We start from the raw sequence: 21,115 nt of genomic DNA on the forward strand, positions 1-21,115 counted from the left end.
ATCCGCGCCCGCGCCAAAACTGAACGCAGATACAATCGGGCGAAGACATCAATGAACCAGAAGCGGATTGCGATCATCGGCGGCGGCCCGGCGGGTCTCGCGGCTGCCGAACTGCTTTCCCGTTCCGGTCATGCGGTGACGGTCTACGACGCCATGCCGACCTTTGCCCGCAAGTTCCTGCTGGCCGGCAAGTCCGGTCTCAACATTACCCATTCCGAGGATTATGCCCGTTTCACCACGCGCTTCGCCGCGGCTTCCGCCCGCCTGCGCCCCGCTCTTGATGCGTTTACCCCTGATGATATCAGGAATTGGGCAAGCGAGCTCGGGACGGAAACCTTCATCGGCTCGTCCGGCCGGGTTTTTCCGAAGGTGATGAAGGCCTCGCCTTTGCTGCGCGCCTGGCTCAGGCGGCTGGAGGCACAGGGCGCCACGCTGCGCACCCGCCACCGCTGGACCGGTTTTGCCGAAGACGGCTATGTTTTCGAAACGCCCGAAGGGCGCAGCATCGTCCATTGCGACGCGGCCCTGCTCGCGCTCGGCGGCGCAAGCTGGCCGCGCCTCGGCTCCGATGCTGCCTGGGTGCCTTGGCTGGTCGGCAGGGGTGTGGAAATTCACATTTTTCAACCCGCCAATTGCGGCTTCGTCGTCGGATGGAGCGGGAACTTCAGCGAGCGTTTCGCCGGCGAGCCGGTAAAATCGGTCACCGCAACATCCGAGGCCGGCACGTTTCCCGGCGAATTCGTCATCACCGAGAGCGGCATCGAGGGCAGCCTGATCTATGCCCACACCGCCAGCCTCCGCGATCGGCTGCTGATCCACGGCAGCGCTGCCCTGACGCTCGACCTTGCACCCGGCCGCACCATCGACAGGCTGAGCCGCGACCTTGCACGGCAGGACGCCAAATCAAGTTTTTCGAACCGCCTGCGCAAGGGCGCCGGCCTCGACGGCGTCAAGGCGGCGCTGCTGCGCGAACTCGCTCCCGAGCGCGACCGAACCGTTCCGGAGCGTCTCGCCGGCATGATCAAGGCCCTGCCGGTGCCGGTGATCGAAACCCGCCCGATCGCCGAAGCGATCTCCTCGGCCGGCGGCATCCGCTGGAGCAGCATCAACGACAGCTACATGTTGAAGGCACTGCCCGGCACCTTCGTCGCCGGTGAGATGCTCGACTGGGAAGCGCCGACCGGCGGCTATCTCCTCACCGCCTGCCTGGCGACCGGCCGGACGGCAGCCCGTGGTATCGAAGCCTGGTTGCAGCGCTAGGCGCAGGCAGTCATCAGCACCGCGTGAGATCATCCCTCAGTCAGGCCGAGGCCGGACGGAATGTCATGGCGAGCCCATTCATGCAGTAGCGAAGCCCGGTTGGCTTCGGGCCATCATCGAAGACATGGCCGAGATGCCCACCGCAGCGGCTGCAGTGCACGGCGTTGCGCACCATGCCGTAAGTCGTGTCGTTCGTGGTGCCGACGGCTTTTTCGAGCGGCGCCCAGAAGCTCGGCCAGCCGGTGCCGCTGTCGAATTTGGTGGTCGAGGAAAAGAGGTCCTGATCGCAGCCAGCGCAGACGAAATTGCCCTTTCGCTCCTCATGCAGCAAGGCACTGGTGAAGGGCTGTTCCGTCCCCGCCTGGCGCAGGATGACATATTGATCCGGCGTCAGCAGCTTGCGCCATTCCTCGTCGGTGTGGGTCACCGCAAACGTCTCGGCGGCGATCGCCTTGCCGGCTAAGTCCAAGTGAACCGCGAGCGCCCCAAAAGCGGCGCCCGTCAGCAACAATCGTCTGTTCAGCATGGTCGGATCTCCTCGTCTGGCAAACCTTGCTTCTGCAAAGAACTACGAGAAAGAGGGTCTTTTGTTACACCATGGCCACCCAAACACCGAAATGTGATTTCCGTCACTTTCGTCAGGAAGCGCCGCACGCTGACGCCCGCCAGCGCCGGCCGATTGCAAACCAGCCATTTTTCTATCAGAATGTGCTGAAATTCGATGGGAGGAGCCGATGCACGAACACTCAGCGCACGCCGAGCACGTCTACACATCTGCCCAGCGCGATTCTGCGGCGGCGAGTTCCCCTGTCGTCGCCTCATGGCGGCGGTGCATGACCATGCACCAGCTCGCCCCCGAGGACCAGCGGGCTCCACTGCGCCTGACCGACCAGGAATTCCGCCGCGCGCGCGAGCAGTCCGAACAGCTGATTGCCAGCGCCACGGAAGAGCTCGATCGTCTCTTTACCACCGTTGGCAGGGCCGGCTGCTGCCTGCTTCTGACCGACAAGAACGGCATCGCGCTGGAACGCCGGGGCGCTGCCGGAGACGACAAGGAATTCCGCGAACTCGGCCTCTGGACCGGCTCGGTCTGGACCGAGGCCAGCATCGGCACCAACGGCATCGGCACCGCACTTGCCGACGAGCGTGCCGTCGCCATCTTCCGCGATCAGCATTTTTTCAGCTCGAACACCAGCCTCAGCTGCACGACCGCGCCGATCCGCGATCATCGTGGGCAGGTGGCAGCAGCCCTCGACATCTCCGCATGCCGCGAAGACGTCAACGAGATGACGCTGGCGATCCTGACGCAGACCGTGCGCGATGCGGCGATGCGCATCGAACTCAACCTTTTCCGCTCGGCCTTTGCCGGCGCGCGTTTCCTGATGGTCCCGGCCGGAGCCAATTCCGCTGCCGCCCTGCTCGCCGTCGACAGGCACGATCTGGTGCTCGGCGCAACGCGCGCCGCCCGCATCGCGTTGCAGCTGGACGACAAGCGCATCGCCGCCGGCATTCCGGCGGCCGATGCCCTGCACGAGGCTGGCGTCTCCCAGCAGGATGAGATCGTCGAGGCGGAGAAGGCGGCACTCTTGCAAGCGTTGTCGCGCGCCGGCGGCAATGTCTCGCAGGCAGCGATCGCACTCGGCATCAGCCGTGCCACGCTGCACAGGAAGATGAAAAAGCTCGATCTCCACTGATCGGTGTAAAGGTCCCGCTCCTGGAGGAATCGTGACCCGATGCTGTCGCAGGTCTGCGACACTGTGCACTGCGGTATGGAAGACCCGCCCTAGTCCCTCCGCCAAAACATGCTCATTTTCCTCCCACTGGTTCGCTTGGGAACCTGGATCATCAAGGGAGGATGACATGCTTCATCAGAAAATCGTCGAGTCGCCGTTCAAGCTGAAATACGGCAACTATATCGGCGGCGAATGGCGCGAGCCGGTCGAGGGAAAATACTTCGAAAACCTCACGCCCGTCACCGGCGGCAAGCTCTGCGACATTCCCCGCTCCAATGAAAAGGACATTAACCTCGCACTCGACGCCGCTCATGCGGCAAAGGAAAAATGGGGTCGCACCTCGGTTGCCGAGCGCTCCAATATCCTCATGAAGATCGCCCAGCGCATGGAAGACAAGCTTGAATTGCTCGCCCAGGCTGAGACCTGGGACAATGGCAAGCCGATCCGTGAAACCATGGCGGCCGACATTCCGCTGGCGATCGACCATTTCCGTTATTTCGCCTCCTGCATTCGCGCCCAGGAAGGTTCGATCGGCGAGATTGACCACGACACTGTCGCCTATCACTTCCATGAGCCGCTCGGCGTCGTCGGCCAGATCATTCCGTGGAACTTCCCGATCCTGATGGCCACCTGGAAGCTGGCGCCCGCACTTGCCGCCGGCAATTGCGTCGTACTGAAACCCGCCGAGCAGACCCCGGCCTCGATCCTGGTCTGGGCTGAACTCGTCGGCGATCTCCTGCCGGCAGGGGTCCTCAACATCGTCAACGGTTTCGGCCTCGAAGCCGGCAAGCCGCTGGCGACCAGCCCGCGCGTCGCTAAGATCGCCTTCACCGGCGAGACGACGACAGGCCGGCTTATCATGCAATATGCCAGCCAGAACCTCATTCCGGTGACGCTGGAGCTCGGCGGCAAATCGCCGAACATCTTCTTCGCCGACGTGATGGCGGAAGACGACGACTTCCTCGACAAGGCGCTCGAAGGTTTTGCGATGTTTGCCTTGAACCAGGGCGAAGTCTGCACCTGCCCGAGCCGCGCCCTCGTCCACGAATCGATCTACGACCGCTTCATGGAAAAGGCAGTCAAACGCGTCGAGGCGATCAAGCAGGGCAACCCGCTCGACACCGCAACGATGATCGGCGCCCAGGCCTCTGGCGAGCAGCTGGAAAAGATCCTCGCCTATCTCGACATCGGCAAGCAGGAAGGCGCCGAGGTGCTGACCGGCGGGTCACGCAACGATCTCGGCGGCGAACTGGCGAACGGCTACTATGTCAAGCCGACGATCTTCAAGGGTCACAATAAAATGCGTGTGTTCCAGGAGGAGATCTTCGGACCGGTGGTTTCGGTGACGACCTTCAAGAACGAGAAGGAGGCGCTCGAAATCGCCAACGACACGCTCTACGGCCTCGGCGCCGGTGTCTGGAGCCGCGACGCCAATCGCTGCTACCGTTTCGGCCGCGAGATCCAGGCCGGCCGCGTCTGGACCAACTGCTACCACGCCTACCCGGCCCATGCGGCCTTCGGCGGCTACAAGCAGTCGGGCATCGGCCGTGAAACCCACAAGATGATGCTCGACCACTACCAGCAGACCAAGAACATGCTGGTGAGCTACAGCCCGAAGGCACTCGGCTTCTTCTGAGATGCTTCGGCATGGCGGGAGGGAGTGTCACAACCCCTCCCCAACCCCTCCCCACAAGGGGAGGGGCTTAACCGTTGAACTGCCTCGTTCTAAAAACGTATCTTCTTGCCGAAACTTCAGCGAGGTGAGCTGTCGGAGCGGCATTATAAGTCCCTCCCCCTTGTGGGGAGGGGTTGGGGAGGGGATTTCTCTCCCGAAACTCCGGAGGAAGAACAATGGAAACCACCCTCAACGGCGAACTGCGTGTTCTCGCAACCGACGCCGCCCTCGATTTGATCGCAGAAATCAAGCGGGATCATCCCGATATCCTCTTCCACCAGTCCGGCGGCTGCTGCGACGGCTCCTCGCCGATGTGTTATCCGGCTAATGAATTCATGATCGGCGACAGCGACGTCAAGCTCGGCGAGATCGGCGGCGTACCGGTCTATATCAGCGCCAGCCAGTTCGAGGCCTGGAAGCATACGCAGCTGATCATCGACGTCGTGCCGGGCCGCGGCGGCATGTTCTCGCTGGACAATGGCCGCGAGAAACGCTTCCTGACTCGTTCCCGCCTCTTCGGCGGCGGCGAGGCCTGCGCAGTGCCTGATGTGAAGGTCAGGGCGATCTGATGCTCTCGCCCGTCGGGTGGGAATTTCGCCTGTAGTATTCCCATAGTACCTGCTCGCAGCAGCTCTTTGCTAATCTCCGCCTGTTGGTTTCAAAGGGAGGAAACGATGCCAGCCTCAAAGATCCTGATGATCACGGGTGATTTCACCGAAGATTACGAAACGATGGTGCCGTTCCAGACACTGCTCGCCTGCGGCTATACGGTCCATGCCGTCTGCCCCGGCAAGAACGCTGGCGAGACCGTCGCCACCGCCATCCACGATTTCGAAGGCGACCAGACCTATTCCGAAAAGCGCGGCCATAATTTTGCGCTGAACGCCACTTTCGACAGTGTGCGGGCCGAAGATTACGATGCTCTCGTCATCCCCGGCGGCCGCGCGCCAGAATATCTTCGCCTCAATGCCGATGTCCTCAAATTCGTCCGGCACTTCTTCGACGCAGGAAAACCCGTCGCCGCCATCTGCCATGGCGCGCAACTGCTCGCCGCCGCTGGCGTGCTGAAGGGCCGCACCTGCTCGGCCTATCCCGCCTGCCGGCCGGAGGTCGAACTTGCCGGCGGCATTTATGCCGACATCGCTATCAGCGATGCAGTCTCGGACGGCAATCTGGTCACGGCGCCCGCTTGGCCGGCGCATCCGTCGTGGCTGCGCCAGTTCATGGCCGTGCTCGATGCCGCAGCACTGCTCGAAACCAACGCCGCCTGAGGAGGGCGGCACCGGGGAGGACGATATGTGTGAACTGTTTATCAAGGCGGATGCTCGGCTCTGGGAAAGCGCCACCCGATCGCTGCGCATCGACGGCATGGTCACCAGCGTCAGGCTGGAGAACTTCTTCTGGGCGAAGCTGGAGGAAATCGCCCGCCGCGACGGCATGAATGTCGTCCAGCTGATCACCCGGCTGCATCATGAATCGATCGATGCCGGCCACGATCTCGGCAACTTCACGTCTTTCCTGCGGGTCTGCTGTGCCCGCTATCTCGACCTGCAGCTCACCGGCGACATCCCGGCCGATGTCACCCGTCCCATCGCCGGCCTCGACGCGCCTGTCATCCTCGACCGCGAACGGGCGAAATATCATTGAAAGCTGGTCCGACAGTCGATCAAAGACGAACGGCCCGCGGATAGCTTCGCGGGCCGTTTTGCAAACATCTGGGCGGCGGGCTTGCGCTGCCGCACAGCCTGGATCAACAATGCGCGGCACCGTCCAGCGCGGGCACCGTCAGGAGATCGATTGCCATGAAAGACCAGAAAGCGGTGATCGTCACCGGAGCCGGCGGCAACCTCGGCAGCGCCGTTGTCCGCGAGCTTGCCGGCGCCGGCGCGAAACTCGTCTGCATGAACCGTTCGAGCCATGAGCTGGAAGCCTTGGCCGGCGATCTTCCTGCCTCCACGGAGTTTCTGTCGATCGTCGGAACGGATCTCACCGATTATGCTTCCTGCGCCGCCGCCGTCGCTCGGGCCGTCAAGCGCTTTGGCGGCGTGAGCGCATTGGTCAACACCGTCGGTGGCTTCCAGATGGGGCTGGTCGGGCCGGAGGCACCCGCGCAGTGGGAGACGATGATGACCGCAAACGCCCGCACTGCCCTGACAATCAGTGCCGCGGTTCTCCCGACCATGAAGGCCGCCGGCTACGGCCGCATCGTTCATGTCGCCGCCGCGCCCGGCCTGAAGGCTGGCGCCAAGCAGGCCGCTTACGCCGCCTCTAAAGCCGCCGTCATCCGGCTGACCGAGGCGATCGCTGCCGAATGCCGCGACGATCGCATCACCGCCAACTGCATCCTGCCCGGGACGATCGACACGCCCGAGAACCACGCGGCCATGCCCGATGCGAAGACGGACGGCTGGGTATCGCCGCAATCGATCGCCCGCCTCATTGCCTTCCTGATTTCGCCGGCCGCAGCCGTTGTCACCGGTGCTGCAATCCCGGCGACCGGCCGCGAATAACGCAAGGCGCGGCGCGATCGACCGTCGACGACTGCTCCTTTGTCTAGATCCGTGGGTGATGAACGACAGAACCCTGCAAGTTTTAATCAGTGATCTACGATCTGGCTTGAGCTTCGGTTCGCCTTGAGGCAGCCTCGTCTGCGCCTGCTCATGGGACGGGCAGGGGAACAGCGGGCGGAGACAATGGTGTTGATGATCGCATTGCAGCGGCATTTGCCAGAAGGCGGATGGTTTCGATGACGGAGGGTCCGGCATTGCGCGCCGTCGGCGCAACCAGCCTGGTGCGCGAGGAATGGTTCCTCGGCGTCAGCGTCGCGACCAGCCTGACGTTTCTTGCCTTCCAGGAGCAGCTCTTCGGCCGGCTTGCCGATCCGCTTTGGTTCACTGTCGTTTTCATCTGGCTATTTGCCGTCGTCCTAGGCTCCGCTCTGTCGGTCGTGCGGCATGCGGATCATCTGGCGGAGCGGCTGAAGGAGCCTTACGGTACGCTCATACTGACGCTCGCCATCACCTCGATCGAGGTGATGGCGATATCGGCCGTCATGATCCATGGCGAGAACAATCCCACGCTTGCGCGCGACACGCTGTTTGCGGTCGTCATGATCATCCTGAACGGCATGGTCGGCCTGTCATTACTGCTGGGTGCGTGGCGGCGACCGGAACAACAGCATAACCTGCAGGGCGCCAACGCCTATCTCGGCGTCATCGTGCCGCTGGCGACCCTGAGCCTGGTGATGCCGACATTTCTTGCAGGCCCGGACGGACAACATCCATCGGCACCGCGGCAACTGATCCTGGGCATTATCTCGGTCGGCCTTTACGCCACCTTTCTGTTTCTTCAGGCCGGCCGCCATCAGGATTATTTCGCCGACGACAGCAATCGCCACGAGCATCATAGTGAACATGCTCCTCCCCGCGGGCCGGTCTGGCCTCATGCCATTCTGCTTTTCGCCTATATGGGTCCCGTCGTCTTTCTGGTCGAACAGCTTGCGCGGCCGATCGATTACATTATCGAAACCCTGCATGCCCCAACCGCATTTGGCGGTGTCGTCATGGCCATCCTTGTCGCGACACCCGAGGCAATCAGCGCCGTGCGCGCGTCCGTCGCCAACAATCTTCAGCGCGCCGTCAACATCTTTCTTGGTTCGGTATTGTCGACGATCGGGCTAACCGTGCCGGCAATGCTTGTCATCAGCCGTCTTTACGGGCACCCGGTGACGCTCGGCCTGGAACATGGAGACCTGGTGATGCTCCTACTCACTCTGGCCGTCAGCATCATCACCTTTGCCAGCGGCCGCACGCACCTCATGCAAGGTGCTGTCCATCTGGTGCTTTTCCTGGCTTACGTGCTGCTCATTTTCCAGCAATGAAACCCGCCCGATTGCGGCCGCGCAAGATCAGGAAAGTAAAGAGTTCCGTGCTTGGTCCGTCTTCCGCTATGATGACGGGAGCTATTGCGCAGCTTGCAAGGTGGCTGCAGGACTTACGTGGCAATACGGAGACCGGACTTGGGCTCACTGTTGGTTGGCGGGCTTGTATTTGTTTTTCTGTCGATGGCAACATCGATAGGATTGCTGGTGCGCGGCCGCTTGCCGGATCACCATCTCAATGCAGAATCCAAGGACGTCATCAGGCTGGCGACCGCCGTGGTGGGAACGCTGTCGGCTCTGGCTCTCGGCCTTCTGATCGCATCCGCCAAGTCGTCCTATGACAACGCCGAAGTGGAAATGAGAACGGCGGCGGCACGGGTACTCCTGCTTGACCGCGTCATGGCGCAATACGGGCCGGAAACCAACAAGGCGCGTCAATTGCTGCGTGAACTCATCGAGAAACGGCTGAGCCGTGGCTGGACTGCCGAAACCACCGACGAGACATCCGGCAATGCGCCGGGGGAATATCAGGATATCGAGGCGGTTCAGGCCGACCTTCGATCCCTGGCGCCGAGGGATGCCGTGCAGCACTCTCTCCAGGCGCGTGCGATGGAAGTGAGCGGCATGTTGGCCGAAACCCACTGGCTGTTGGTCGAATCCGGCAAAGAGGGTTTGCCCTGGGCCTTTCTGACCGTTCTCGTCTGTTGGCTCTCGCTGCTCTTTGCGACCTTCGGGCTGCAGGCGCCGGCCAATCCGACAGTGCTGTCAATTCTGCTCGTCTGCGCCCTGTCCGTCGCCGGCGCCATCTTCCTGGTTTCGGATATGGCCAACCCATATGTCGGGCTGATCCGTGTTTCGGATGCACCATTACAGTTTGCCATCGAACGGCTGGGGAAACCGTAGCCGCGTCATCTTATCCATCGAGGAAGAGCTCACAGTTTAATTGTGCACCAGCAGCTATTGCAATTTTTAGCAATGCCGCGACATAATATCGCATGCCCGGAACTTTTCGGAGAGGGGTCGTCTCCACCGAGGCACGCATGAAGACTACAGCGCCGCGCGTCTTTTCAGACGCGCAAAGGACGCAGTAGATCATTGAAATTGCTGCATAATTCAAAAAACCGATTTGATTCTATGAATTATGCAGTAGGCTCGTAAACATCGGGGCGGCGGCAATGCGTGTGAGATTGTATCAGGGTCTGCACCTGTCCGTGATGCTTGCCGGCATGGCAATTCTCGCTGGCTGTGAGGAAAGCGGCAACACCTACGTTGCCCCTCCTCCACCTCCGGTTCGTATCGCCCAGCCGGTCCAGCAACCGGTAACGCTCTATTTCGAACTCACCGGCAACACGGCGCCGCTCAACTCCGTCGATATCGAGGCGCGCGTCCAAGGCTACGTCCAATCGATCGATTACCAGGACGGCATGACGGTGATGAAGGGCACCAAGCTCTTCGGAATTGAGCGCAACACTTATCAGGCACAACTGGATCAGGCCAAGGCATCGCTCGCCTCGCAACAAGCGTCCCAGGTCGGCGCGAAGCAGGAATACGACCGGCAGCTCAATCTGTCGAAGCAACAGGTCACCACCCAGACCGCGGTTGACAGCGCCAAAGCGACGCTCGACGAGGCGAATGCATCCATCCTCAATGCCCAGGCCAATCTCGATCTTGCGACGATCAACCTCGGATATACGGAGGTGCTTGCCCCGTTCGACGGCACCGTCACCGATCACCTCGTCGATATCGGCGCGCTTGTCGGCGTATCCGGTCCCACCAAACTCGCCAGCATCGTTCAGACCGATCCGCTTTATGCCTATTTCAACGTCAGCGAAACCCAGGTGCTGATGATCAAGGAAACCCTGGCAAGGCAGGGGCGCACCTTCAAGCAGACGGATCTTCCGAGCATTCCGGCAGAACTCGGCCTGCAGACCGAGGAAGGCTACCCGCATAAGGGACATCTCGACTACGTCTCGCCGCAGCTCGATGCCTCTACAGGCACGCTTCAGGTGCGCGCCCTCTTCGATAACAAGGACCACGCCATGCTGCCTGGTCTCTTCGTGCGCGTCCGGGTGCCGGTCGGCCACAACGACAAGGCTCTGCTGGTGCGCGACGACGCCATCGGAACGAACCAGCTGGGCAGCTACCTGCTCGTTCTAGGCAAGGATGACGTCATCGAGCAGAAGCAGGTCAAGACCGGCCAGCGCGAAGGTGCGCTCCGTGTCATCGACTCCGGCCTCGATCCGGCCGACTGGGTCGTGACGCAAGGTATCCAGCAGGCCATCCCCGGCGGCAAGATCGCGCCCGAGAAAATAGAAATGAACCCGCCGGCAGCTTCCGCCGGCGATGCCAAGGCCAAGACCACCACGCAATGAATCCGCCGCCATGCTTCATCTGAACGTCTAAGGACAACAGCATGATCTCGCGTTTCTTCATCGAGCGACCGATACTCGCCAATGTTCTGGCGTTGGTTTTCGTGCTCATCGGCGCGGTGGCGCTGTTCCAGCTGCCTGTGGCGCAATATCCGAATGTCGTTCCGCCAACGGTGCAGGTGACGACGCGCTTCCCGGGCGCCAGCGCACAGACCCTCGTCGATACCGTCGCGCTGCCGATCGAACAACAGGTCAACGGCGTGCAGGACATGCTCTATATGCAGTCGACGAGCGCAAGCGACGGCACCTATTCCCTGACCGTGACCTTTGCCATCGGAGCGGATCCGGACCAGGCCCAGGTTCTGGTGCAAAACCGCGTCGCCATAGCAATGTCATCGCTTCCCGAAGCGGTGCAGCTTCAGGGCGTGACGACGCAAAAGAAGTCGACGGCGATCCTCGGCTTCGTCAGCCTGACCTCGCCCGACAGCCGCTATGACAGCCTGTTCTTGTCGAACTACGCCGTCATCAATCTTCAGAATGAACTCGCCCGCCTGCCGGGTGTCGGCAATGTCACCGTGTTCGGGGCCGGCCAATATGCCATGCGCATCTGGATGGATCCGAACCTGCTGCAGGCGCGCGGCCTGACGCCGCAGGATGTGGTCAGCGTCGTGCAGCAGCAAAGCCAGGAGGTGGCCGCCGGCCAGATCGGCATTCCGCCGGTACCGAAGGGACAGGTCTTCCAATACACGCTGAACGTCAATGGCCGATTGAACGAGGCGGCCGACTACGAAAACATCGTCGTCAAGGTCGAGAGCGGACAGGGCGGCCGTGTTACCCGGATCCGCGATATCGGCCGCGTCGAACTCGGCGCCCAGACTTACAGTCAGTCCTTCATGCAGAACGGCCGGCCGGCTGCCGGCATCGGCATTTTTCAGCTGCCGGAGGCAAATGCCATCGCGGTGGCGCAGGTGGTGAACACGAAAATGCAGGAGCTCTCGAAGAGCTTCCCGCCGGGCCTCGAATATCACGTGCCGTTCGACACGACAAAATTCGTCGAGGCCTCCATCGACGAGGTTTACGTCACCTTGATCGAGGCCGGCATTCTCGTTCTCATCGTCATTCTCGTGTTCCTGCAGGATTGGCGGGCGATGCTCGTGCCGGCGACCACCGTTCCGGTCACCATCATCGGCGCCTTCGCGGCCATGGCAGCATTGGGTTTCACCGTCAACCTGTCGACGCTGTTTGCCATCGTTCTCGCCATCGGTATCGTCGTTGATGATGCCATCGTCATTGTCGAAGGGGTCGCCCGACACATCGAGGCCGGCATGTCCGGCCGAAAGGCGGCCGAAAAGGCGATGGAGGAGCTGCTTGGCCCGGTCATCGGCATTACGCTGGTGCTGATGGCCGTTTTCATTCCGGCCGCCTTCCTGCCCGGCCTGACCGGACAGCTCTACCGGCAGTTCGCCCTCGTCATCGCCGCCACGGCACTGATCAGCGCCATCAATGCCGTCACGCTGAAACCGACGCAATGTGCCCTTTGGCTGCGGCCACCAGTCCCGCCAGAGAAACGCAACATCTTCTATCGCGGCTTCAACAAGGTCTACGACAGGGGTGAACGCAGCTATGCCGGGCTGATCGGATCGATGACCCGCCACAGCGGTATCATGGTCATAGCAGCACTTGCGCTGATCGGTGTCGCCGTCTGGGGGCTCGCCCGTCTGCCGACTGCGTTTCTGCCCATCGAGGATCAAGGCTATGTGCTGATCAGTGCGCAGCTGCCCGACGGCGCATCGAAGGAGCGCACCGACGCGGTGATGGAAGAGGTCGGCAAGATCGCCGAAGCCACGCCTGGCGTCGATCAGGTGCTGACCATCAGCGGCATCTCCGTTCTCGACAACAATGCCAGTCTGCAGAATGCCGGCGTCGCCTATGTCGTGCTGAAGGATTGGGACGAGCGCGGCAAGGAAAAGGGGCAGGATCTGCTGTCGATCTACCAGCATTTGAACGGCACGCTGCAAAGCGTGCTCGCCGCCAAGACGCTGGTGGTCGTGCCACCTCCGATCCAGGGCGTCGGCAATGCCAGTGGCTTTACCATGCAGGTCGAGATCAGGAACGGCATTTCCGACTACCCGCTGCTGCAATCGCTTGCCGACACGATCGTCAAGAACGGCGGTGCTCAGTCATCCCTGCAAAGGCTGAGCACGCCTTTTCGCTCGAACGTGCCGCAACTCGCAGTCTCTGTCGACCGGATCAAGGCGGAGACGCTAGGGGTTACCGTGGGCCAGGTTTTCTCGGCTCTCTCCAGTTACGTCGGATCGAGCTATGTCACCCAGTTCAACAAATTTGGCCGGACCTTCCAGGTCTATGCGCAAGCCGCTTCCGATTTCCGGGTCAGCGCCGAAGACATCCGCAATCTGAAGGTCAAGGCCGGTGACGGCACGATGGTGCCGCTCGGCACGGTCGTCGATGTCACCGCGACACAAGGCCCATCTCTGATCAGCCTCTACAATCTCTACCCGTCTGCAACGATCGTTGGCGGGCCTGCCGCAGGCTTCAGTTCCGGCCAGTCGCTCGACGTCATGGAGCAGATTGCCGATCAGACACTGCCACCGGGCACAGGCTTCGAATGGACGGCGCTGTCCTATCAGGAGAAGGCCGTGGGCGGGCAGATCTATTTCATCTTCGCGCTCGCCATGCTCCTCGTCTATTTCGTGCTCGCAGGCCAGTATGAAAGCTGGATCTTGCCGCTGGCAGTCCTTCTCGCCGTGCCGCTCGCCCTCCTTGGCACAGTGGCAGCGCTTATGGCAGCCGGCGTTGCCAACAACCTTTATACGCAGATCGGCCTTATCCTGCTGATCGCGCTTGCATCGAAGAATGCCATCCTCATCGTCGAATATGCTAGGGAAAGGCGGGCGGAAGGCATGGAAATACTGGATGCGGCCGTCGAGGCCGCCCGCTTGCGTTTCCGGCCAATTTTGATGACGTCCTTCGCCTTTATCCTCGGCGTCCTGCCGCTCGTGCTGGCGACTGGCGCCGGCGCATCCGCCCGCAAATCTATCGGCATATCGGTCTTCAGCGGCATGATCGCCTCGACCTGCCTCGCCGTGCTCTTTGTCCCGTCCTTCTACGTCCTGTTGCAGCGCCTCGAGGAATATTGGAAAGGGCGCACAAAGACCGCAGGCCTGGCGGAAACGGAGATATCGAAGGTTCAGTAGGGCAGTCACGACGGCCCGTCGCGCGATCACCTACGGTTTGGTGCGCAGGCAGGTTGCCGTTCGGGGTGGCTCTTCACAGCGGGGATTCGAACAGCCACTAAAGTCCCGAGGTCAGCACCCTGTGACAGGCAGGCGACACGCGTTGCAGATTGTCCCGCAGGCAAGCGATACCCCGCCCTCCGCCCAGAGGCACCATCCGGCACAGGGCTCGAAAATCCGATCCGCAGGTTTCGCGCAGGACCATCAATTCCTCGCGCGGCGAGAAGGCCGGCATCATGGCCCGGGGAGCAGGTGTGGTCGCAACCGTCGCCGCGGCACCGCCGCCGGCTGGGGTTGATCCTGCTGATCCTCCCCCGGTAGATCCGCCCAAGGCCGCAACGGCTTGCTGACATGGCGCCGAAAGAGCGGCATTGTGCTGCTGCAAGCAGCTGAGTGCCTCGGTGCCGCCCGGTGTGACGCCGGAGCATTGCGCCATGAAATCCCGTTGGCAGGCCGATTTGACGGCGTTGCGCTGCGCCTGGGTCGGCTGATGCGCCGGTGTGCCCGTCGCCGGCGCTGGCGCTGGCGCCGTCACCCCGGTAGTTGCGGGCGCCGCCGGGACCGGCTCCGCGGATGTCGACTTGGGTTTGCTCACCGCCGACACCGCCTTCCGGCAGCCCGCTGACAGTGTGGCATTATGCTGTTGCAGACAAGTGAGCGCCTCGATGCCGCCCGGCGTCACCCCTGAACATTGCGCTATGAAATCGGATCGACACTCCGCCCTGATCGCATTGCGCTGCTCTTCAGTCGGCGCCTGCGCGGACGCGACACCTGCAAAGAGCGCCATTGCGCAGAGCGCTGGCAATCCCGAGATACCAAACAAAAGACGCCGCCGTCCATGCGGAGCCGTCAGTAGAGAAGATGCCCACTTTCGCATTATTCCTCTCCCTACAAATTTATAATTTACTTCATGAAATCGAACGCCCTGCTGAATAGGATAATATACGCCCCGCCAATTGGAGGGACGTTGCTTGCCGCCGCGAAAATATTAAAACGCCGGCCCCACGTATATTAGAATATTGCTACTTTAGCAACTATCGTGCGCCTGAAAACTGATCGGGGGAAATCTATCCCCATCAGCCTTCTGATCGGAAACCATGCACCTCAAAGCAAGTTAACAGGTTCTGCTAATACATGCCGCCGTCATGCCGCAGCCTCGTACCCACTTGAAGCCGCGCTCTCGTGGCCTTCAAGCCGAAAGCGTGCAATCATGTCGGTAAGTGCAAGCGCCTCGGACGATAGCTGTCGGGTTGCAGCATTCGTCTCTTCCACCATCGCCGCATTTTGCTGCGTCATACGATCAATATTGTTCACCGAGGCGTTGATCGAATGGAGTGTCGTCGCTTGGTCGCGGCTTGACGAGGCGATGAGCTCGATATGACTGACGATGTGGACGATCTCGCTGGAAATCTCCATCAACGCATTGCCGGTGCGGCCGACGAATTCGGAGCCGGACGCAACCTCACGGACGGAATTGTTGATGAGCTCGCTGATTTCCTTGGCTGCGCGCGCCGATCGCTGCGCCAACTCCCGCACTTCCTGTGCCACGACAGCAAAGCCCTTACCGGCCTCACCCGCTCTTGCCGCTTCGACTCCCGCATTTAGGGCCAACAGATTGGTCTGGAAAGCGATGGAGTCGATGGCGCTGACAATCTGAACGATCTTGCCCGACGCGTCCTCAATCCGTCCCATCGCCGAAACCGCGTTTTGGACCACTGAGGCCGAGGCGTCGGCACCCTGTTTGGCGCGTTGGACAAGCGCAAGCGCTGCTGCTGCCCGTCCTGAAGAGGTGTTGACGGCGGAAGAAATTTCCTCCACTGCCGCTGCGGTTTCCTCAAGTGCGGCCGCCTGCTTTTCCGTTCGGCTGGCCAGGTCATCAACGGCTTCCGCCATCTGGCGGCCATTGTCGCTGATGAGGGAAGAGGTCTCGCGGATATCGCAGAGCGTCTCCCTGAGACCCGCGACCGACATGTTGAAATCGGTGCGGATCCGGTCGAGTTCGGGGGCAAAGAGCTTATCGATGGAAAAATTCAATTCCCCGCGCGACAGCCGCGTGAGCCCTTCTGCAAGCGCCTCGATTGCGGCGTCAACCTGGACCTTGGCGCTACGTCGCTCGAGTTCGTTGCGGGCGCGCTCGGATTCCGCATCGCTCCGCGCGATCTCTGCCTGTTGTTCCATTTCGACATTCGATAGCGCATTTTGTTTGAAGACGGAAAGCGCACGGGCCATTTCGCCGATTTCGTCGCCCCGTGCCTCGCCGGTGATTGCGGTATCGAGCCTTCCCTCTGCGATCTTGCGCATCGCTGCGGTAATCTGCGTGATCGGTCCCTTCAGGGTGACGACCAGCGCGGCACCCGCGGTCATAGCGATCAGGATGCCGATGACAATGGCGCCGCCAGATATCCTATTGGCCTGTTGACGATCCTGCCCAGCATTTTGCCTCTGCGTCTCGGCGAATTGAGCAAGCAGGTTCCAGGTGTTGTCGATCTGCCCCGCAGCGCTGTCGAACTCACCGAGCTTGCGCGCCGCACCTTCCGAGAGCGCTGCCGCGTTCGCCGCGAGCAGGTCGAGGACGGGTTGAGCCTTCTTCGGAATTTCGGCAAAGAGGGGATCGTCGTTCACCACGCCGGCGAGACGGCCGAGCTCGGTCTGATACATGTAGATCGACTGCTGGACTTTCTTCACTCGCGCGTCGTCTGGATTGCCGGCGAGTTCGGCGAAGCCGACGCGGATCTCGTTATTGCTGTTAACGATGGCGCGCAGTTCATTGCCGACATTCGTGGCCTGAGAGATATCCTTGTCCGACGCGGCAAGCGCAAGCACGGAGGTCCGCATCAGATCGTCGCCAATCGTCTTGAGACTGTCGCCAGTTGCAGCAAGATTGGCGACGGCGGTATCCGTTGCTGGGACATCCAAAGTGTCAGGCGACACCTTCGAAACGTTGGCGATGGCATCCACAGCAGCGGCATACTGCGCGGCGAGGGCTTCGGTCGCTACAGCAGGCGAAAGCGGCTCCTTTGCCTTTTGCAAATCGGGCACATATTTGGCTAGCAGGCTAACTTTGTCAGCCGGCGTCGTCGCATTCGTATAGTCATTGCGAAGTTTTGTCGCGACACTGGCGGCGGCGCTGACGGAGACGGAATTATTTAGACCGGCCTTGTTGGCATTTTCCAACTTTTTCGCGCCGGCCATCAGCATGAACGAGCGCTTGCCAACCTGCCCTTGCAGGTCAAGAAGTGCCGCGGAAGCAGCGTCAACATCACTGAGAATTTTCTGCTGTCCCGTTTCGATTTGCCAGATCGCTTCGATCTTTTGCGGGATGATTTGCGACTGGTCAAGCGCCTGGTCAAGAAGCCCCACATCGGTCGTCGGCCTTAGCCTCTCGATCGTCTGCTTCAGGTTTTCCAGTTGCTCACGGGCGTCCGCAAGCGCGGTGTCTCGGGCTTCCTGCGACGGCTTCATCAGAAAGCCGGTCATGCTGGAAGAAACATGTTTGAACCCGTTCAGGGATTGCAAAACATGGTTGGAGATCTCCATCCGTCCCTCGAGAAGGCTGGACGCGTAGTACCCCGTCAGTCCCACTGCGCATAGGCTAAAGACGAATGGCGCCAATAGTACGAGCACCTTCGTCTGAATGCGAACCCGCGACATCAAACCACTTACCACGACCGCATCCCCACCACCGATTGGAGCTAAACTGTCATTCTTTGTTTAAGAACCGATAAATGGGTTGATCCGAAGGCTATGCACGCTTCACCTATCGGGGCGAAGGCACGGTTCATCATCCGATCACCGCGACCCGGGTGTCTGCCATGACCTTTGCGTATTATTTTTATGGAATTTGGTTTCGGTTTGAGGCTTTGTCCCGTTCGGGTCTTAAAACAGTCCACTGGACTGTTTTATCGGGCGTTGCCCGATCGACCGCTCACCCTTCAGGTTATGGTGAGCTTTGCGAACGAGGAGCTCCCATCGCCAGGGAAAGCGAAGCTTTTCCGCCAGCGATAAGAAGGTAGATGCTGATCTTTAAGAGGATTTGGTTGCGGGGGCAGGATTTGACCTGCGGCCTTCAGGTTATGAGCCTGACGAGGCGAGGCGGATAAGCAATCGATCCAGTGAATCGATTGCCCGCCGAGCGGGCTGCTCCACGAGGAGCATTTTGATCTTTAGAGAGGAAGGATTGGTTGCGGGGGCAGGATTTGAACCTGCGGCCTTCAGGTTATGAGCCTGACGAGCTACCGGGCTGCTCCACCCCGCGCCAGCGCAAATCCGTGGGATTTGCTGATGTATTGTAACACAAAAGGCCGCTTTGCGAGCGGCCCTTTTTGTTCGGCATGGGCCGCAGAGTTTGTGATGAGAAGATTGTTTTACATAAGTTGCGCTTTGCAGACCTGGCAGCGACCTACTCTCCCGCGTCTTAAGACGAAGTACCATGGGCGCAGGGGCGTTTCACGGCCGTGTTCGGAAAGGGAACGGGTGCAGCCACCCCGCCATAACCACCAGGTCGGCAAAGCGCAACTATATGTTTTGAGAAGCTGGCAGGCGTTAGCCTGTTTTCTTTTTTTGAACACGTCTTTGAACCTTCTTGAGGGCGTCGGAGCAGCGCTCCGCAAGGCCAAGTGGCCGTCGCGCCTTGTGGCGCGGCCCGTCCGGAGCGAAGCGGCAAAGCCGCGACAGCGCCAGGACAAAGGTCTGGCACATCGAACGAAGTTCGATGAGCATAGTCAATGAGAACGATCAAGCCAATCGAGCTATTAGTACCGGTAAGCTTCATGCGTTGCCGCACTTCCACACCCGGCCTATCAACGTGGTCGTCTTCCACGGCTCTGATAGGGAATACTCGTTTTCAGGTGGGTTTCCCGCTTAGATGCCTTCAGCGGTTATCCCGTCCATATGTAGCTACCCTGCTATGCCCTTGGCAGGACAACAGGTCCACCAGAGATATGTCCATCCCGGTCCTCTCGTACTAGGGACAGATCCTGTCAATATTCCTACACCCACGGCAGATAGGGACCGAACTGTCTCACGACGTTCTGAACCCAGCTCACGTACCGCTTTAATTGGCGAACAGCCAAACCCTTGGGACCTGCTCCAGCCCCAGGATGCGATGAGCCGACATCGAGGTGCCAAACAACCCCGTCGATATGGACTCTTGGGGGTCATCAGCCTGTTATCCCCGGCGTACCTTTTATCCGTTGAGCGATGGCCCTTCCACGCGGGACCACCGGATCACTATGACCGACTTTCGTCTCTGCTCGACTTGTCAGTCTCGCAGTCAGGCGGGCTTATGCCATTGCACTCGACGACCGATTTCCGACCGGTCTGAGCCCACCATCGCGCGCCTCCGTTACTCTTTCGGAGGCGACCGCCCCAGTCAAACTACCCACCATACACTGTCCCGGACCCGGATGACGGGCCGCGGTTAGACATCCATGACGATAAGGGTGGTATTTCAAGGATGGCTCCACGGAAACTGGCGTCCCCGCTTCAAAGCCTACCACCTATCCTACACATGCCGACACGAATGCCAGTGTAAAGCTATAGTAAAGGTGCACGGGGTCTTTCCGTCTGACCGCAGGAACCCCGCATCTTCACGGGGAATTCAATTTCACTGAGTCTATGTTGGAGACAGCGGGGAAGTCGTTACGCCATTCGTGCAGGTCGGAACTTACCCGACAAGGAATTTCGCTACCTTAGGACCGTTATAGTTACGGCCGCCGTTTACTGGGGCTTCGATTCAAAGCTTGCACCTCTCCTCTTAACCTTCCAGCACCGGGCAGGCGTCAGACCCTATACGTCGTCTTGCGACTTCGCAGAGCCCTGTGTTTTTGATAAACAGTCGCTACCCCCTGGTCTGTGCCACCCCATAATAGTTGCCTACCATGGGGTCACGCTTCTTCCGAAGTTACGCGTGCAATTTGCCGAGTTCCTTCAACATAGTTCTCTCAAGCGCCTTGGTATACTCTACCTGACCACCTGTGTCGGTTTCGGGTACGGTCTATACGGTGGAGCTATTTCCTGGAACCGCTCCGCTGCCCATCCAATCCAATAAGAATGAACAACTTGTGCAATCCGTCACTACCACCAGGCCCACGAATATTAACGTGGTTCCCATCGACTACGCATTTCTGCCTCGCCTTAGGGGCCGGCTAACCCTGCTCAGATTAACTTTAAGCAGGAACCCTTGGTCTTTCGGCGAGAGGGTCTCTCACCCTCTTTATCGTTACTCATGTCAACATTCGCACTTCCGATACCTCCAGGAGCCCTCACGGGTCTCCCTTCATCAGCTTACGGAACGCTCCGCTACCACGTGTATTGCTACACATCCTCAGCTTCGGTGCATGGCTTCAGCCCCGTTACATTTTCGGCGCAAAGACCCTTATTTAGACCAGTGAGCTGTTACGCTTTCTTTAAATGATGGCTGCTTCTAAGCCAACATCCTGGTTGTTTTGGGATCCTCACATCCTTTCCCACTTAGCCATGACTTGGGGACCTTAGCTGGAGGTTAGGGTTGTTGCCCTTTTCACGACGGACGTTAGCACCCGCCGTGTGTCTGCCGAGTAGTACTCCCCGGTATTCGGAGTTTGGTTAGGATCAGTAAGACGGTGAGTCCCCATAGCCCATCCAGTGCTCTACCCCCGGGGGTATTCGCTCGACGCTCTACCTAAATAGATTTCGCGGAGAACCAGCTATTTCCGAGTTTGATTGGCCTTTCACCCCTAGCCACAAGTCATCCCAATCTATTGCAACAGATGCGGGTTCGGTCCTCCAGTTGGTGTTACCCAACCTTCAACCTGCTCATGGCTAGATCACTCGGTTTCGGGTCTAATGCAACAAACTAAATCGCCCTATTCAGACTCGCTTTCGCTTCGCCTACACCTACCGGCTTAAGCTTGCTTGTTACACTAAGTCGTTGACCCATTATACAAAAGGTACGCCGTCACCCT

At 60.1% G+C, this 21,115-nt stretch carries 14 protein-coding genes, 1 tRNA gene and 2 rRNA genes (1 of these 17 running past the window's edge); 11 read left to right on the top strand and 6 right to left on the bottom strand.

From position 1 onward, the window contains the following. Nucleotides 1-51 precede the first annotated feature (51 nt). A complete protein-coding gene (locus tag AC244Q_RS19780) occupies nucleotides 52-1,260 on the top strand; it encodes a TIGR03862 family flavoprotein (protein ID WP_012759113.1) in 1,209 nt (402 codons plus the stop codon). 40 nt (nucleotides 1,261-1,300) lie between these two features. On the opposite strand, the gene msrB is transcribed toward AC244Q_RS19780, so the two are convergent. Next, nucleotides 1,301-1,786, bottom strand: a complete 486-nt coding sequence (gene msrB, locus AC244Q_RS19785; RefSeq protein WP_012759114.1) for a peptide-methionine (R)-S-oxide reductase MsrB — start codon at nucleotides 1,784-1,786, stop codon at nucleotides 1,301-1,303. Between the two features lie 208 nt (nucleotides 1,787-1,994). Between msrB and AC244Q_RS19790 the strand changes: the two genes are divergently transcribed. The 10 genes from AC244Q_RS19790 (at nucleotide 1,995) to AC244Q_RS19835 (ending at nucleotide 14,132) form a co-directional block, all read left to right on the top strand. Then, complete coding sequence (locus AC244Q_RS19790) at nucleotides 1,995-2,954, top strand: helix-turn-helix domain-containing protein (protein ID WP_487764142.1); 960 nt, start codon at nucleotides 1,995-1,997, stop codon at nucleotides 2,952-2,954. Nucleotides 2,955-3,120: 166 nt separating this feature from the next. Further along, nucleotides 3,121-4,629, top strand: a complete 1,509-nt coding sequence (gene adh, locus AC244Q_RS19795) for an aldehyde dehydrogenase (protein WP_128408089.1) — start codon at nucleotides 3,121-3,123, stop codon at nucleotides 4,627-4,629. A 215-nt stretch (nucleotides 4,630-4,844) separates the two neighbouring features. Continuing rightward, a complete protein-coding gene (locus tag AC244Q_RS19800) occupies nucleotides 4,845-5,237 on the top strand; it encodes a DUF779 domain-containing protein (RefSeq protein WP_128408088.1) in 393 nt (130 codons plus the stop codon). A 105-nt stretch (nucleotides 5,238-5,342) separates the two neighbouring features. Continuing rightward, nucleotides 5,343-5,939 carry a DJ-1/PfpI family protein gene (locus tag AC244Q_RS19805; RefSeq protein ID WP_113548574.1) on the top strand — a complete coding sequence of 199 codons (597 nt, stop codon included), beginning with the start codon at nucleotides 5,343-5,345 and terminating at the stop codon, nucleotides 5,937-5,939. Nucleotides 5,940-5,964: 25 nt separating this feature from the next. Beyond that, entirely contained in the window at nucleotides 5,965-6,315 is a 351-nt protein-coding gene (locus AC244Q_RS19810; protein ID WP_012759119.1) for a ribbon-helix-helix domain-containing protein, read from the top strand. A gap of 155 nt (nucleotides 6,316-6,470) precedes the next feature. Continuing rightward, nucleotides 6,471-7,178 (top strand): SDR family NAD(P)-dependent oxidoreductase, encoded by a 708-nt coding sequence (locus AC244Q_RS19815; RefSeq protein WP_128408087.1) that lies wholly within the window; start codon nucleotides 6,471-6,473, stop codon nucleotides 7,176-7,178. Nucleotides 7,179-7,414: 236 nt separating this feature from the next. Beyond that, the gene (locus AC244Q_RS19820; RefSeq protein ID WP_128408086.1) at nucleotides 7,415-8,548 is read left to right on the top strand and encodes a calcium:cation antiporter; all 1,134 of its coding nucleotides are present in this window, start codon (nucleotides 7,415-7,417) and stop codon (nucleotides 8,546-8,548) included. 138 nt (nucleotides 8,549-8,686) lie between these two features. After that, nucleotides 8,687-9,451 carry a bestrophin-like domain gene (locus tag AC244Q_RS19825; protein ID WP_128408085.1) on the top strand — a complete coding sequence of 255 codons (765 nt, stop codon included), beginning with the start codon at nucleotides 8,687-8,689 and terminating at the stop codon, nucleotides 9,449-9,451. A gap of 272 nt (nucleotides 9,452-9,723) precedes the next feature. Further along, nucleotides 9,724-10,920, top strand: coding sequence for an efflux RND transporter periplasmic adaptor subunit (locus AC244Q_RS19830; RefSeq protein ID WP_012759123.1), 1,197 nt, complete (start codon nucleotides 9,724-9,726; stop codon nucleotides 10,918-10,920). A gap of 41 nt (nucleotides 10,921-10,961) precedes the next feature. Beyond that, nucleotides 10,962-14,132, top strand: coding sequence for an efflux RND transporter permease subunit (locus tag AC244Q_RS19835; RefSeq protein ID WP_128408084.1), 3,171 nt, complete (start codon nucleotides 10,962-10,964; stop codon nucleotides 14,130-14,132). A gap of 97 nt (nucleotides 14,133-14,229) precedes the next feature. Here the strand turns inward: AC244Q_RS19835 and AC244Q_RS19840 are convergent, their stop codons facing one another. The 5 genes from AC244Q_RS19840 to AC244Q_RS19860 all read right to left on the bottom strand — a co-directional run. Beyond that, on the bottom strand, nucleotides 14,230-15,048 hold the full coding sequence (locus AC244Q_RS19840) for a hypothetical protein (protein ID WP_128408083.1): 819 nt from the start codon (nucleotides 15,046-15,048) through the stop codon (nucleotides 14,230-14,232). Between the two features lie 266 nt (nucleotides 15,049-15,314). Beyond that, nucleotides 15,315-17,837, bottom strand: a complete 2,523-nt coding sequence (locus AC244Q_RS19845) for a methyl-accepting chemotaxis protein (RefSeq protein ID WP_128408082.1) — start codon at nucleotides 17,835-17,837, stop codon at nucleotides 15,315-15,317. A 512-nt stretch (nucleotides 17,838-18,349) separates the two neighbouring features. Beyond that, nucleotides 18,350-18,426, bottom strand: a tRNA-Met gene (locus AC244Q_RS19850). Nucleotides 18,427-18,557: 131 nt separating this feature from the next. After that, a 5S ribosomal RNA gene (gene rrf / locus AC244Q_RS19855) occupies nucleotides 18,558-18,672 on the bottom strand. A 229-nt stretch (nucleotides 18,673-18,901) separates the two neighbouring features. Then, a 23S ribosomal RNA gene (locus tag AC244Q_RS19860) occupies nucleotides 18,902-21,115 on the bottom strand (it continues 690 nt past the right edge of the window).

The sequence above is a fragment of the Rhizobium sp. CB2179 genome (assembly GCF_057653455.1).

What these genes read in the sequence shown, in the direction of transcription:
- AC244Q_RS19790 (WP_487764142.1), top strand. Translation starts at nt 1,995, where the DNA reads ATGCACGAACACTCAGCGCACGCCGAGCACGTCTACACATCTGCCCAG.
- AC244Q_RS19830 (WP_012759123.1), top strand. Translation starts at nt 9,724, where the DNA reads ATGCGTGTGAGATTGTATCAGGGTCTGCACCTGTCCGTGATGCTTGCC.
- adh (WP_128408089.1), top strand. Translation starts at nt 3,121, where the DNA reads ATGCTTCATCAGAAAATCGTCGAGTCGCCGTTCAAGCTGAAATACGGC.
- AC244Q_RS19840 (WP_128408083.1), bottom strand. Translation starts at nt 15,048, where the DNA reads ATGCGAAAGTGGGCATCTTCTCTACTGACGGCTCCGCATGGACGGCGG.
- AC244Q_RS19780 (WP_012759113.1), top strand. Translation starts at nt 52, where the DNA reads ATGAACCAGAAGCGGATTGCGATCATCGGCGGCGGCCCGGCGGGTCTC.
- AC244Q_RS19800 (WP_128408088.1), top strand. Translation starts at nt 4,845, where the DNA reads ATGGAAACCACCCTCAACGGCGAACTGCGTGTTCTCGCAACCGACGCC.
- AC244Q_RS19820 (WP_128408086.1), top strand. Translation starts at nt 7,415, where the DNA reads ATGACGGAGGGTCCGGCATTGCGCGCCGTCGGCGCAACCAGCCTGGTG.
- msrB (WP_012759114.1), bottom strand. Translation starts at nt 1,786, where the DNA reads ATGCTGAACAGACGATTGTTGCTGACGGGCGCCGCTTTTGGGGCGCTC.
- AC244Q_RS19805 (WP_113548574.1), top strand. Translation starts at nt 5,343, where the DNA reads ATGCCAGCCTCAAAGATCCTGATGATCACGGGTGATTTCACCGAAGAT.
- AC244Q_RS19835 (WP_128408084.1), top strand. Translation starts at nt 10,962, where the DNA reads ATGATCTCGCGTTTCTTCATCGAGCGACCGATACTCGCCAATGTTCTG.
- AC244Q_RS19815 (WP_128408087.1), top strand. Translation starts at nt 6,471, where the DNA reads ATGAAAGACCAGAAAGCGGTGATCGTCACCGGAGCCGGCGGCAACCTC.
- AC244Q_RS19810 (WP_012759119.1), top strand. Translation starts at nt 5,965, where the DNA reads ATGTGTGAACTGTTTATCAAGGCGGATGCTCGGCTCTGGGAAAGCGCC.